Below are 14,289 nucleotides of genomic sequence, written 5' to 3'. Positions count from 1 at the left end.
TTACCGATAATTCATCGATATTTCCCCGCTAAGACATCTGTTCACGACTATGGTTACTGAAGTGCTCAGTATGGCTCAATGAACTATTTTTATGATTTATCTGAGTTAAATTGGGAGTTTTTTGGTTTTTATGACTGGATAGATGCTTATCATCCAGAGTTTTGCTTTGTTGTTTACACTCAAAATTTGGCAATTGTTTCCTATTTGTTAATTGTTCAATTTTTGCGTGGAGAAAATTTATGCGTTGATTATTTTATCTCCTGTTATGAATCACGTCGTTTACAGTAACAAATACCAACCGTACCGTGATTTCTTCAATTTTTTAAAAATGGTAAGACCAATAATATATGTGATTTTTTTGCATATTAAGCGATTTGTGGAAATTGTTTCTGGGTTAAGGCGCTTTTTTATCCTCTCTTTGTTGCTTTTGTGTGAAAGATTTGCCAAATTGAGAACCTTATAAATTGTCAGAATATTGTTCTGATTCGAATGGATGCAAAATGTACATCAGTCTCGCCTTGTTCGCTGATGTGCTTCAGACAGGGCAGAATGCTGCCACAGCAGTAGAGGTCTGATGGAATGTCACTTTTAGAAGTCAAAAATCTTAGAATTGAATACCCTTCTCGTCACGGTGTGCACGCGGCGGTGAAATCACTCACTTTAGATATTCAACGTGGTGAAATTGTCGGTGTGGTTGGGGAATCGGGAGCTGGAAAATCGACCGTGGGTAATGCGGTGATTGATCTGCTCAGCCCTCCGGGAACCATTGCGGGTGGTGAGGTGTATTTAAACGGCGAGAAGATCTCTGGTCTTTCTCCGCAAGCAATGCGTGAAGTTCGTGGTAGTAAAATTGGCTTTATTTTCCAAGATCCCATGACCTCGCTCAATCCGCTGTTTACCGTCGAACATCAGTTGACCGAAACCATTCATGCCAACATGCAGGTGAGTGCCGAAGAAGCGTATCAACGTGCTTTATCTTTGATGAAGCAAGTCGGTATTCCGCAGCCTGAAAATCGTCTTAAACAGTATCCACACCAATTTTCTGGTGGCATGCGTCAACGGGTGGTGATTGCGATCGCGTTGGCTGGTGAGCCGGATTTGATCATCGCCGATGAACCTACCACCGCGCTGGATGTGTCGATTCAAGACCAGATCCTGAATCTGATTCGTGAACTGTGTAAGAAGAATAATGTGGGTTGCATGTTGGTTACTCACGATATGGGGGTGGTTTCTAACGTTACTGATCGCGTCGCGGTGATGTATCGTGGTGATTTGGTGGAGTTCGGCCCGACCGCCAAAGTACTTGGCACACCGGAGCACCCTTACACTCGTAGTTTGATTTCGGCGGTACCGCGTTCTGATCGCAAACTCGACCGTTTCCCCCTGGTGAGCTATATCGAAGAAGCGAAAGAGCTCAAGCCGTTGGATGTGAAAAGCCATTGGTTGGGGCAGAGCCAAGATCACCGCAAATACACAGGGCCGCTGTTAAAAGTCGAAAACGTCAATCTACGTTTTGTGACCAAAGATTCGCTGTTTGAAAGCCGCCGTGAGTATGTGCAAGCGTCGAATAACGTCAGTTTTGAAGTACATGAAGGGGAAACCTTTGGTTTGGTGGGCGAATCGGGTTCAGGTAAATCGACCATTGCGCGTGTGATTGCTGGTTTGTATCAACCCAATGCGGGTCGAGTGACTTTTGAAGGCATCGATTTAACCGCGATGAAATCGGAGCACGAACGCCGTCCACTGCGTCGTCAAATGCAGATGGTATTCCAAAACCCGTACACCTCGATGAACCCGCGGATGAAGATATTCGACATCATCGCAGAGCCGATCCGCTTCCATAAGTTGACACGTAATGAGAGTGAAACTCGGCAAATCGTCAACGATCTGCTTGAGCATGTTGGCTTAGGTAAGATGGCGGGTTTGAAGTATCCCCATGAATTTTCAGGTGGTCAGCGTCAACGGATCTCGATTGCACGCGCTTTGGCAACGCGTCCGCGACTTTTGATTTGTGATGAACCGACTTCGGCACTAGATGTGTCGGTGCAGGCACAAATCCTCAATTTACTCAAAGATCTGCAAGATGAGCTCAACCTCACCATGCTGTTTATCAGCCATGACTTACCCGTCATTCGCCAGATGTGCGATCGAGTGGGAGTCATGCAGATGGGGACGCTACTGGAAGTGGCACCCACTGAGCAGTTGTTTACCGATCCGCAGCATGAATACAGCAAGAAATTGATTTCCTTAATGCCTGAATTCACAGGCTTACGCGAAAGCACTACGGCAGCATAGCCGTTAACCATGGACCAACTTTGGTTGGCGATTGTTACAAAAGCAAATACAACAAACTAGGGATCTGGATTCCCGCATAAGGAGTTATGCAATGAAAACCATGAAAAACAAACTGGCGTTGGCTTTGATAGCGGCTGGCTTGAGTTTTGGTGTGATGGCAGCGGATATTACCGTGGCTTACGACGCTGACCCGGTCTCAATGGACCCACATGAGCAGCTCGCTGGTGCAACGTTACAGCTCTCACACATGGTGTTTGATCCACTTATTCGCTTTACACAAAAAATGGAATTTGAACCTCGTCTGGCAGAATCTTGGCAGCGTGTGGATAACGAAACCATGCGTTTCACTTTGCGCAAAGGCGTGAAATTCCACACTGGTAACGATTTTACTGCTGATGATGTGGTATGGACGTTCAATCGTTTGAAAGAATCGGCGGATTTTAAAGGGATTTTTGAACCTCTGGTCTCTTTGACTAAAGTTGATGATTACACCATCGAAATCAAAACCGCAGGTACTTACCCGCTGATTGAAAACGTGGCGACTTACATCTTCCCGATGGACAGCAAGTTCTACACTGGCACCACGGCGGATGGTAAAAACAAAGCAGAAATCGTTAAGCACGGTAACTCTTTTGCTTCTGAAAACATCTCCGGTACTGGGCCATTTAAGGTGACTGGGCGTGAACAAGGCGTGAAGCTTGAGTTCCAACGCAATCCAGAGTACTGGGATAAAGCCTCTAAAGGTAATGTGGACAAACTGAAGCTGGCCGTGATTAAAGAAGATGCGACTCGCGTTGCGGCACTGCTGTCTGGCGGTGTGGATATGATTGCACCGGTTTCACCGAATGATTACCAACGCATTAAAGATGCTAAAGGCGTTGATCTCTTCACTATGCCGGGCACGCGCGTGATTACCTTCCAAATGAACCAAAACAGCAACCCAGCGTTGAAAGATGTGCGTGTACGTCAAGCGATTGTCTACGCCATCAACAACGAAGGGATTGTCGATAAGGTGATGAAAGGGGCGGCCACCACGGCTGCGCAGCAAAGCCCAGTTGGTTATGCAGGCTACAACGAGAGCCTAAAACCGCGCTTTGACCTCAATAAAGCGAAAGAGCTGATGAAAGAAGCGGGTTATGAGAAAGGGTTCAACCTGACCATGATTGCGCCAAACAACCGTTACGTGAACGATGAGAAGATCGCGCAAGCGGCATCGGCGATGTTGTCAAAAATCGGTATTAAAGTTGACCTAAAAACCATGCCTAAAGCGCAATATTGGCCCGAGTTTGATAAGTGTTCGGCAGATATGCTGATGATTGGCTGGCACCCAGATACCGAAGATTCAGCGAACTTTACTGAGTTCCTGACCATGACGCGCAACGCTGAAACGGGTAAAGGGCAATACAACTGTGGTTATTACTCGAATGCGGAAGTGGATCAGTTAGTCAATGCCGCTAACGTTGAAACCGATCTGGAAAAACGTAGCGCTATGCTGAAGAAAGTGGAAGAAATCCTGTATAACGAAGCGGCGTTTGTACCTCTTCACTTCCAAGACCCGTCATGGGCTGCGAAAAACACCCTGGATATTGCACCGATCATCAATGGTATGGACTTCCCATACTTTGGCGATCTGGTGGTGAAAGAGTAATCTCGGACACTCTGCTCTGTAGGCGTTGGTCTACAGAGCCTACCTTCGGGTACAGGGTTTTGTTTCAGTCGGACCCTGTACCCTTTTTCAGGCTGAAAGGTTTTGGCGCTTAATCGCGTACACAGATTCACATGGAAAGTTAAGGGGCAAGGAATGTTTTCGTTTCTGGTCAAGCGCCTGTATCAGGCACTGATAGTGATGTTTGTGATCAGTTTGGTAGCGTTTGCCATTCAGGACAACCTGGGTGATCCGCTGCGCGAGCTTGTGGGTCAGTCCGTTTCCGAAGCAGAGCGTCAAGCACTGCGTGACGAATTAGGCCTCAATGATCCCTTCATTATTAAATATTCACGTTTTATTACTGCTGCGGTGCAGGGGGATTTAGGGACTTCCTATTTCTTTAAGCGTCCGGCGTTGGAAGTGATCTTCGATAAGCTGGTGGCGACACTGGAGCTGGTGTTTGGTGCCACGTTGATCATCATAGTGTTTTCGATTCCACTTGGGGTCTATTCGGCAATTCATCCGAAAAGTTTGTTTACCAAGATAGTGATGGCGGGCAGCAGTATCGGCATTTCGATTCCGGTCTTTTTAACCGCGATCATGTTGATGTATGTTTTCTCGATTGAGTTAGGCTGGTTACCATCTTATGGTCGCGGCGAAACGCTTAACCTATTGGGTTGGGAGTCGGGCTTTTTTACTATCGATGGCTTGCGTCATCTGGTATTGCCTTCTATTGCGTTGGCTTCAATCATGTTGCCGCTGTTTATTCGTCTGGTACGCTCGGAAATGCTCGAAGTACTGAGCTCGGAATACATCAAGTTTGCTCAAGCCAAAGGTTTGCCGCTCAATAAAATCTATTACCAACATGCGCTGAAAAATACCATGTTGCCAGTATTGACCGTGGGTGGGGTGCAGATTGGTACTATGGTGGCCTATACCATTTTGACCGAAACCGTATTCCAGTGGCCGGGAACGGGCTTGCTGTTTTTAGAGGCAATTAACCGTGTGGATACGCCACTCATCACCGCCTACGTCATCTTTGTTGGATTGATCTTTGTCGTGACTAACACGATTGTCGACCTTTTATATGGCCTGATTAACCCGACCGTCAACCTCACTGGCAAAGGAGCTTAACCATGAGTGCAGTATCGACCGCTCCTTCACGTTGGGAGCGCTTTAAGCAGTCTGATTTTCTGTATTATTTCTTGCGCGACAAAGTGGCGATGAGCAGCTTTGCGTTGTTTATGCTGTTTGTGGTAGTGGCAATCAGCGCGCCCTTGATTGCGCCCACCAACCCGTACGATCTCTCTTCGATTGACATTATGGACGCAGAACTTCCACCCTCATGGATGGAAGGGGGGAATGAACACTTTTTGCTGGGCACCGATGAGCAGGGGCGCGATATTTTCTCGACCATTCTGTACGGTTCACGCTTATCACTGACCATCGGCTTTTTGGCAGTGGGCCTACAACTGACACTCGGCATTGTGATTGGTCTGTCAGCAGGTTATTTCGGTGGCCGTATCGATAGTTTTTTAATGCGTTTTGCCGATATTCAGCTCTCATTCTCCACCATGATGGTGGCGATCATCGTCTCGGCGATTTTTAAAGCCAGCTTTGGTGGCGAGTTTTTCAGCCAATATGCGGTGGTGATGCTAGTGGTGATCATCGGTATTGCTGAATGGCCACAATACGCGCGTACGGTACGTGCTTCGGTGCTGGCGGAGAAGAAAAAAGAGTATGTCGAAGCGGCACGCGTAATGGGCTTTAAAGCCCCACGTATCATGTTCCGTCATATTCTTCCCAACTGTTTATCACCGATCCTGGTGATTTCAACGGTACAAGTGGCAAACGCGATCATGTCAGAGGCGGCACTCTCCTTCCTTGGCTTAGGTTTACCGGTCGATCAGCCTTCACTGGGCTCTCTGATCAGCATCGGTTTTACCTACATTTTCTCCGGTGCATGGTGGATAACCGCCTTTCCCGGCATTGTATTGGTATTGCTGGTATTGGTGATTAACTTGCTTGGCGATTGGTTGCGTGATGTATTTAACCCGAAAATTTACAAAGGGTAAGTAAATCCGATTGATTTGCTTCACAAACTGTCCATAAACTAAGAGCCGTATTTAAATGCGGCTCTTTTTTTGCATTTATTTTTGCTATGCCGATTCTCAATTAGGGGCCGAGGAAGGTGGTTTCGCCTTGTTCGAACTCTTATTTCAATCACTGAGTATTAAGGAGGTAAGCGGATGCCCAGATGGATTCTATGCAGCAAGTCGATATTGGCTTTGCTGTTGTTCGCTCCCGTGGTCGCTGCAGAACAGGCGGCAGCAGAAAATCGCGAGTATTTATGTGATGCACAGCAGGCGGCGGTTAATCAACTGCCGGTGCTGGATGGATCTTGCCCAATAGGCGATGGTTTGTGGGGCAAAAAACCTAAGTCTGGTGACTCTCTGTTTTGGATCCAGTGTGGCATGTTAAGTAAGCCTATGCCGCTTTCGACAGTCAAAGCGATCTACAAACAGATCTCAACTGATATTTGGGTCAAGCCTGAGCCTAAAGGCGAGCGCTGTTTGATTGGCCCTTATAGCGATTTTACGAGCGCTAGCAAGGAGCTGAAAAAGGTCAAAAAACTGGCGACGTTTGAACAGGCGTTTATTCGCCAAGTGGTGAAAACCTCTGCCCAACAAGCAGTAATGAAACCTAAATCGGCGGGCTCGTCCATCTCCGCTCCTGTCACTTCTGCGGCTCAATCGGTTAGCCCAACGAAGGTGGCAGAAAAGTCGCCTCCTGTTGCTGCTACCACCCCAAATAGCACTAAACCCAATAACACTACTCCCAAGCCAAGCGGTAATAACGGTTTTGTTTTGCGTAAGTCAGCAAAAGTAGGTAACCAAACCTTTGGATTACCGTATAGCGATAATCCCAAAGTACAGTTTTACATGGAACATGAGATGGCATGGAACCGCCTCGATTATGATGCGGCGCAAATTGTGTGCCGAGATCTGGGTATGCGTTTGGCTAGCGAGCAAGAGTGGTCGACTCTATTAACATCGAAACAGATGCAGCAAAATCAATGGCCTGTGCAATTGCCTTATTGGGGTGTAGATCGTAAGGCCATGTTCAGCAACGGGAAAGTCAATCCAGTGAAGGGAAATTCTTTGCTTAATGTGGTGTGTATTAAGTAAAACGATTCGAGATGTTGAATACCATCAGATCAAATAAAGAGAGCGGCCTACAGCCGCTTTCTTTATTTGCATTAGAGACTACCGCATCGTGACGAACTCTTCCGAGCCTGTAGGGTGAATTGCGACCACGGAGTCGAAATCGGCTTTGGTTGCGCCCATTTTCATCGCGACACCAAAACCTTGGATCATTTCATCAACCGCAAAACCGATGCCGTGTAGACCGACCACGGTTTCTTCAGGGCCTGCGCACACCAGCTTCATTTTGCATGGCTGACGGTGAGAGGTGACGGCGGTGTACATAGCGGTGAAGCTGGATTTGTACACTTTCACATTCTCTGCGCCGTATTGTGCAATCGCTTGTGGCTCAGTAAGACCAATGGTGCCGATCGGTGGGTGGCTAAACACCACGGTTGGCACCAACTGGTAATCCATCTTGGCGTTCAGTTTGTTGTTAAACAGGCGCTCAGAGAGTTGGCGACCTGCTTTTACGGCAACAGGAGTCAGCTCAATGCCGCCTTCCATGATGTCACCCACACAGTAGATGCCTGCTACGTTGGTGTTTTGGAATTCATCGACCTTGATGTAGCCTTGCTCATTGGTAGCAACGCCCGTTGCAGCAAGGTTGATGGCATCGGTGGCTGGGTGGCGACCGATGGCCCAAATTAGGGTATCAACGTTGTACGTTTGACCATTTTCCAGATGCAGCGTCAGGCTACCATCGGCTTCTTTGACCACTTGTTTTGGCACGCTATGGGTGTGCAGCTGTGGCCCTTCCGCGTTCATCACTTCCACTAAGGTTTCGATGATCATGGGGTCGAAGCTACGCAGTGGAGACTCTTTGCGGCAGAACAGGTGAGTTTCGCTGCCGAGCGCATTCAGCACGCCGGCGATTTCTACTGCGATATAGCCAGCACCGATCACGGCAACGCGTTTTGGCTGCTCATTCAGCTCAAAAAAGCCGTTCGAGTCGATGCCGTATTCTGCGCCTGGAATATTAGGAATGCTTGGTCGGCCACCTACGGCAATCAGAATGTGGTCAGCGGTGTAAAGTTCGCCATTCACTTCGACGGTTTTCGCATCCACAAACTTAGCGAAGCCCTTAATCACGTGAACTTTATTGTTGCCCAGAACACGATCGTAAGATTGATGGATGCGTCCAATATAAGCTTGACGGCTTTCCACTAGCTTTGCCCAGTTGAAGTTTTTCACATCGACATCAAAGCCGTAATCTTCTGCATAAAGGTGCATCGCTTCTGCGATTTGCGCGCCGTGCCACATCACCTTTTTCGGTACGCAGCCAACGTTGACACAAGTGCCGCCGAGATCTTTGGCTTCGATGAGTGCCACTTTCGCGCCGTACATCGCCGCGCGGTTAGCGGAAGCGATACCACCGCTACCACCACCAATGCACAGGTAGTCAAAATGTGTTGCCATTACTTTCTCCAATTATGTCTGGCGAAGATGCTCTTCGCTCTTTTCTTGTATTCCTTATATCAGGGCGAGGGCGTCACAATCCACCCACCTTGATGAAAAAACAGCTTATTCCGGTACCACCCACTCGACTTTATAGTGTCCAGTGGCGGGGGCAATCGCCTGTTTGAGGAAAGGCAAAATGGTCTGCATCTGGCTTTCCAGCGTCCACGGAGGGTTAATCACTATCATGCCCGAAGCTGTCATGCCGCGCTCATTGGTATCTGGCGCGACACCGAGTTCAATTTGTAAGATTTTACGGATCTCTAAGCCTTGCAAGCCTTGTAACATGTCATCGATATCGCAGCGATTGACCACTGGATACCAAATCGCATAAATGCCGGTTGCCCAACGTTTATAGCTGTGAGCGATGGCGCGCACCACATCACCATACTCTTTAGCCAGCTCATAAGGCGGGTCAATCAGCACTAAACCACGGCGTTCTTGTGGTGGCAAACTGGCTTTCAGGCGTGCGAAGCCATCTTCTTTATAGATAGAGACTTGGCGATCGCGGTGAAACTCTTGCTCCAGCAATGGGTAATCGCTTGGATGCAGCTCAGTCAGTACCATGCGATCCTGTTCACGCAGATGGGCGCGTGCCACACGGGGTGAACCCGGGTAGTAACGCAGCGTTTCCCCTTGATTGAGCTGGCGAATCGCATCCAGATAGCTGTCGAGCTCCGCCGGAATGTGGTCTTGTTGCCAAACGCGGGCAATGCCTTGCTTGTATTCGCCGGTTTTTTCTGACCATTCATGGGTCAGATCGTAACGACCTACACCAGAGTGAGTATCATGGTAGACAAAAGGTTTCTCTTTTTGTTGCAGAGAATTGAGGATCAGGCTCTGTACGATGTGCTTGAGCACATCCGCATGATTGCCTGCGTGGAAACTGTGTCGGTAACTTAACAAAATAGACTCTCAAACCCGCTTGAGGGGCGCTGTACTGACCGCTGATTGACTTGCGCCCAGTAATAGAAACAAAAATATTGGCTCGATTATATACCGATTTTACGTGCAGCGCGCAGCGTAACGGCGTGGTTTTTTAGGCGGCTTAAGGCGCGAGTGAGTCGTATTTTGCAACGCTTTTCCTTGGGTCAGCTATTGAAAAATCGTTCTGCTACCTATATTTACTTATACAACTCACAGGTCAAAATTCGGCCTGTCTCTATGCTGAAAAGGAATCTTTTTATGTCAAACCCACTTCTTACCTTTACGGATCTGCCGCCGTTTTCTGCGATTAAACCGGAGCACGTAAAGCCAGCGGTTGAGCAGGCGATAGCGGATTGTCGCCACACCATAGATAAGGTTTTAGCCGAGAATCCACAACCGAGCTGGGAAAGTGTGATTGTGCCGATTGAAGAGGTCGATGATCGCTTAAGTCGTATCTGGTCACCAGTCAGCCATATGAATTCGGTGCTGAACAGTGATGAGCTGCGTGACGCCTACGAAAGCTGCTTACCGCTGTTGTCCGAGTACAGCACTTGGGTTGGCCAGCATAAAGGGCTGTTTGAAGCCTACAAAACCATTAAAGAGAGCGCGGAGTTTGCCAAGCTCGATCGCGCGCAGCAAAAAACCATCAGCGACAGTCTGCGTGACTTTGAATTGTCAGGCATCGGCTTGCCACTGCAAGAGCAAAAGCGCTATGGCGAAATCAGTAAGCGTATGTCTGAGCTTGGCTCTAAGTTCTCCAACAACGTGCTGGATGCCACCATGGGTTGGACCAAGCAGATCACCGATGTAAACCTGCTCGCGGGCATGCCGGAATCGGCACTGGCGGCGGCACAAGCAGCAGCTGAGGCCAAAGGTTTAGAGGGGTATCTGCTGACCTTGGATATTCCGTCTTATCTACCAGTGATGACTTACTGTGATAACCAAGCACTGCGCAAAGAAGTGTATGAAGCGTATGTCACGCGCGCTTCGGATCGCGGCCCGAATGCGGGTAAATGGGATAACAGCGAAATCATTGCTGAGCAGCTCAAACTGCGCCATGAGATCGCGCGTATGCTCGGCTTTAGCACTTACAGCGAAAAATCGCTGGCGACCAAAATGGCGCAAACCACTGATCAAGTGCTTGGTTTCTTAAATGATCTCGCCAGCAAAGCCAAACCACAAGGTGAGCGCGAAGTGGAAGAGCTGCGCCAATTTGCTGAAAGTGAGTTTGGCGTCAAGCAGCTTGAGCTGTGGGATATTGCTTACTACAGCGAAAAGCAAAAGCAGCATCTGTTTGAAATCTCCGATGAAGAGCTGCGCCCTTACTTCCCAGAACAAAAAGTGGTGAATGGCCTGTTTGAAGTGCTGAGCCGTTTGTTTGGCATGCAAGTCAAAGAGCGCCAAGGGGTAGATGTATGGCACGAATCGGTGCGCTTTTTTGATATTTTTGATGCGCAAGGAACGCTGCGTGGCAGCTTCTATCTCGACCTGTATGCTCGTGAACACAAACGCGGTGGCGCGTGGATGGATGAGTGTCGTGTACGTCGCACTACCGACAGTGGCGCACTGCAAACACCAGTGGCTTACCTGACGTGTAACTTCAACCGCCCAGTGGGTGATAAGCCTGCGCTGTTTACCCACGACGAAGTGACCACTCTGTTCCACGAATTTGGTCACGGCATTCACCATATGCTGACGCAAGTGGAAGTGGGCGCGGTATCCGGCATCAATGGTGTGCCTTGGGATGCAGTCGAGCTGCCAAGCCAATTCTTGGAAAACTGGTGCTGGCAAGAAGAGGCGCTGGCGTTCATTTCTGGTCATTACCAAACTGGTGAGCCACTGCCGAAAGCCATGCTCGATAAAATGCTGGCGGCGAAAAACTTCCAATCGGCGATGTTTATTCTGCGTCAGTTGGAGTTCGGATTGTTCGACTTCACGCTGCACACCACTTACGACCCAGAAGTGGGCCCCCAAGTGCTGGAAACCTTGGCGGAAGTGAAAAAGAAAGTGGCGGTGCTGCCGGGCTTGGAGTGGAACCGCTTCTCGCACAGCTTTAGCCATATCTTTGCGGGTGGCTACAGCGCCGGTTACTACAGCTACTTGTGGGCAGAAGTGCTTTCGGCGGATGCGTTCTCACGCTTTGAAGAAGAAGGCATTTTCAACCGTGAGACTGGCCAAAGCTTCCTCAACAACATCCTTGAGATGGGTGGCAGCGAAGAGCCGATGGAGCTGTTTAAGCGCTTCCGTGGCCGTGAACCACAAATTGATGCTCTGTTGCGTCATGCCGGAATCGCCGCGTAATCGATAGTACTTTCAGCCCACCTCGTGTGGGCTGAAATTTTTCCGGTCACCGCTGCGCCCATTCAAGACGTTTGGGTATCTGCGACACTTGGGGTTATAATCGCCGCCATTATGTATAAATAACCAGTGGCGAAGTCATGATCGATCCCTCTCTATTGCTCGACGGTCTCAACGATAAACAACGCGAAGCGGTGGCAGCGCCACTGGAAAACTTACTGATTCTGGCCGGTGCTGGTAGTGGTAAAACCCGCGTGCTGGTGCACCGAATTGCGTGGCTGATGTCGGTGGAAGAAGCCTCACCGTTTTCGGTGATGGCGGTGACCTTTACCAACAAAGCCGCAGCCGAAATGCGTGGTCGAATTGAAGAGCTGATGCATGGCACCGCCTCTGGCATGTGGTGTGGGACTTTTCACGGTATTTGCCACCGCATTCTGCGCGCCCATTATCTCGACGCTAAGCTGCTGGAAGATTTTCAGATCATCGACAGTGACGATCAGCAGCGCCTGCTCAAACGCCTTATCAAAGCGCACAATCTGGATGATAAACAGTGGCCGGCACGGCAAGTCGCATGGTGGATCAACAATCAAAAAGATGAAGGGTTGCGCCCGGCGCACATCAACGCCTTTGATCCGGTTACTCAAACTTATCTCAAGCTGTACACCGCTTACCAAGAAGCGTGCGATCGCGCGGGCTTGGTCGATTTTGCCGAAATTCTGCTGCGCGCCCTAGAGCTTCTGCGTGGTAATCAGCACATTCGCGAGCATTATCAGGCGCGCTTTAAGCACATTTTGGTTGATGAATTCCAAGACACCAACGCGATTCAGTACGCGTGGCTGCGCATGATGGCGGGCGCACAGTCGAATGTGATGATTGTCGGTGACGATGACCAATCGATTTACGGCTGGCGTGGCGCGCGAGTGGAAAACATCGAAAAATTTACCCGCGAATTTCCGAGCGTGAATACCATTCGACTGGAGCAAAACTACCGCTCCACCAAGACCATTTTGGAAGCCTCAAATACACTGATCGCCAATAACAGCGAGCGGATGGGCAAGCAGTTGTGGACTGAGGGCTTGGTTGGCGAACCTATTTCGGTGTATTCAGCGTATAACGAGCTCGATGAAGCGCGCTTTGTGGTCAGCAAAATCAAAGGCTGGCAGGAGCAAGGCGGCACACTGACCGATTGTGCGATCTTGTATCGTAACAACGCCCAGTCACGGGTACTGGAAGAGGCGTTATTGCAAGCGAGTTTGGCGTACCGCATTTATGGCGGGATGCGCTTTTTCGAGCGTCAAGAGATCAAAGATGCGCTGAGTTATCTGCGTTTGATTAATAACCGCAATGACGACACCGCATTTGAGCGAGTGATTAATACGCCGCCGCGCGGTTTGGGTGATAAAACCCTAGAGACCATTCGCTTTGCCGCGCGCGATCGCGGCTGCACCTTGTGGGATGCCAGTGTCGGTCTGCTCAATGACCAAGTGCTCACTGGGCGTGCTGCGAGCGCGCTGAGCCGCTTTGTTGAGCTGATCAATGCTTTGGAAGAGGAAGGCATCGACATGCCGCTGCACGTGCTGACTGACCATGCGGTGAAAACCTCGGGTTTGCTGGAGATGTATCAGCAGGAAAAAGGCGAAAAATCCAAAGCGCGAATTGAAAACTTGGAAGAGCTGGTGACGGCGACGCGCCAGTTTGAAAAGCCAGAAGAAGCGCAAGAGATGACCATGCTGACCGCATTTTTGACCCATGCGGCACTGGAAGCCGGTGAAGGTCAAGCCGATGAGCATGATGATGCGGTACAGCTGATGACTTTACACAGTGCCAAAGGATTAGAGTTCCCGCTGGTGTTTATGGTCGGTGTGGAAGAGGGCATGTTCCCGAGCCAAATGTCTGCCGAAGAGGCGGGGCGTCTCGAAGAGGAGCGTCGCCTGTGTTACGTCGGTATGACCCGCGCGATGCAAAAGCTCTACATCACCTACGCGGAAATGCGCCGCTTGTATGGGCAAGATAAGTATCACAAACCCTCACGCTTTATTCGTGAACTGCCAGAAGGCTGTTTGGATGAAGTACGCATGAAGGCGCAAGTCAGCCGCCCAACCAGCACAGGGCGCTTTAGCCAAACCGTAGTAAAAGAAAGCTTTAACGAAACCGGTTTTAATTTGGGTTCACGAGTCCGTCACCCGAAATTTGGCGAAGGCACCATCATTAACTTTGAAGGCAGTGGCCCGCAAAGCCGAGTGCAAGTGGCGTTTAATGGCGAAGGCATTAAGTGGTTAGTGACGGCTTACGCGAGATTAGAGAAGGTGTAGATAGAATAGGGCGGCGACGTGGCTCCCCCCCCCCTTTTTTAGAGGTAGGTCTTACTCTCCTCCCCCTTTTAGGGGGAGGTCGGGAGGGGGTATTGCGCACCAAGCAATAATCACCCAACCATTTGCAAGCGCCAAATACCCCACCCTAACC

The 14,289-nt window shown here is 49.5% G+C and carries 10 protein-coding genes; 7 read left to right on the top strand and 3 right to left on the bottom strand.

The window, feature by feature from the left end:
- Window positions 1-28: 28 nt before the first annotated feature.
- Window positions 29-220, bottom strand: coding sequence for a TetR family transcriptional regulator (locus R4537_RS18085; RefSeq protein WP_316245832.1), 192 nt, complete (start codon window positions 218-220; stop codon window positions 29-31).
- A gap of 359 nt (window positions 221-579) precedes the next feature.
- Here R4537_RS18085 and R4537_RS18080 point away from each other — a divergent pair, with 359 nt between their 5' ends.
- From R4537_RS18080 to R4537_RS18060, 5 genes are all read left to right on the top strand, one after another.
- Window positions 580-2,295 carry a dipeptide ABC transporter ATP-binding protein gene (locus R4537_RS18080; RefSeq protein WP_071178124.1) on the top strand — a complete coding sequence of 572 codons (1,716 nt, stop codon included), beginning with the start codon at window positions 580-582 and terminating at the stop codon, window positions 2,293-2,295.
- Between the two features lie 91 nt (window positions 2,296-2,386).
- Window positions 2,387-3,943 (top strand): ABC transporter substrate-binding protein, encoded by a 1,557-nt coding sequence (locus R4537_RS18075; protein WP_000855619.1) that lies wholly within the window; start codon window positions 2,387-2,389, stop codon window positions 3,941-3,943.
- A gap of 153 nt (window positions 3,944-4,096) precedes the next feature.
- Window positions 4,097-5,074, top strand: coding sequence for an ABC transporter permease (locus tag R4537_RS18070; protein ID WP_071178125.1), 978 nt, complete (start codon window positions 4,097-4,099; stop codon window positions 5,072-5,074).
- 2 nt (window positions 5,075-5,076) lie between these two features.
- A complete protein-coding gene (locus tag R4537_RS18065; protein WP_029628102.1) occupies window positions 5,077-6,015 on the top strand; it encodes an ABC transporter permease in 939 nt (312 codons plus the stop codon).
- 174 nt (window positions 6,016-6,189) lie between these two features.
- Window positions 6,190-7,128 (top strand): SPOR domain-containing protein, encoded by a 939-nt coding sequence (locus tag R4537_RS18060; RefSeq protein WP_071178126.1) that lies wholly within the window; start codon window positions 6,190-6,192, stop codon window positions 7,126-7,128.
- Between the two features lie 78 nt (window positions 7,129-7,206).
- On the opposite strand, the gene gorA is transcribed toward R4537_RS18060, so the two are convergent.
- Together gorA and R4537_RS18050 are read right to left on the bottom strand one after the other, a co-directional pair.
- Window positions 7,207-8,562, bottom strand: a complete 1,356-nt coding sequence (gene gorA, locus R4537_RS18055) for a glutathione-disulfide reductase (RefSeq protein ID WP_071178127.1) — start codon at window positions 8,560-8,562, stop codon at window positions 7,207-7,209.
- Between the two features lie 105 nt (window positions 8,563-8,667).
- A complete protein-coding gene (locus tag R4537_RS18050) occupies window positions 8,668-9,507 on the bottom strand; it encodes a 23S rRNA (adenine(2030)-N(6))-methyltransferase RlmJ (protein ID WP_071178128.1) in 840 nt (279 codons plus the stop codon).
- Between the two features lie 279 nt (window positions 9,508-9,786).
- Between R4537_RS18050 and prlC the strand changes: the two genes are divergently transcribed.
- Window positions 9,787-11,829, top strand: a complete 2,043-nt coding sequence (prlC, locus tag R4537_RS18045) for an oligopeptidase A (RefSeq protein WP_071178129.1) — start codon at window positions 9,787-9,789, stop codon at window positions 11,827-11,829.
- Between the two features lie 137 nt (window positions 11,830-11,966).
- Window positions 11,967-14,138: a DNA helicase II gene (uvrD, locus tag R4537_RS18040; RefSeq protein WP_000566888.1), complete on the top strand. Its 2,172-nt coding sequence runs from the start codon at window positions 11,967-11,969 to the stop codon at window positions 14,136-14,138.
- The last annotated feature ends 151 nt before the right edge of the window (window positions 14,139-14,289 follow it).

The sequence above is a fragment of the Vibrio paracholerae genome, from assembly GCF_037672085.1.
Lineage (GTDB): Bacteria > Pseudomonadota > Gammaproteobacteria > Enterobacterales > Vibrionaceae > Vibrio > Vibrio cholerae.
Note: the sequence above shows the minus strand (reverse complement) of the source record. Positions and strands in the feature narration are given on the sequence as shown.

Excerpts from the sequence above, each read along its gene's own strand:
- R4537_RS18080 (WP_071178124.1), top strand. The coding sequence starts at position 580 with ATGTCACTTTTAGAAGTCAAAAATCTTAGAATTGAATACCCTTCTCGT.
- R4537_RS18075 (WP_000855619.1), top strand. The coding sequence starts at position 2,387 with ATGAAAACCATGAAAAACAAACTGGCGTTGGCTTTGATAGCGGCTGGC.
- R4537_RS18070 (WP_071178125.1), top strand. The coding sequence starts at position 4,097 with ATGTTTTCGTTTCTGGTCAAGCGCCTGTATCAGGCACTGATAGTGATG.
- R4537_RS18065 (WP_029628102.1), top strand. The coding sequence starts at position 5,077 with ATGAGTGCAGTATCGACCGCTCCTTCACGTTGGGAGCGCTTTAAGCAG.
- R4537_RS18060 (WP_071178126.1), top strand. The coding sequence starts at position 6,190 with ATGCCCAGATGGATTCTATGCAGCAAGTCGATATTGGCTTTGCTGTTG.
- gorA (WP_071178127.1), bottom strand. The coding sequence starts at position 8,562 with ATGGCAACACATTTTGACTACCTGTGCATTGGTGGTGGTAGCGGTGGT.
- prlC (WP_071178129.1), top strand. The coding sequence starts at position 9,787 with ATGTCAAACCCACTTCTTACCTTTACGGATCTGCCGCCGTTTTCTGCG.
- uvrD (WP_000566888.1), top strand. The coding sequence starts at position 11,967 with ATGATCGATCCCTCTCTATTGCTCGACGGTCTCAACGATAAACAACGC.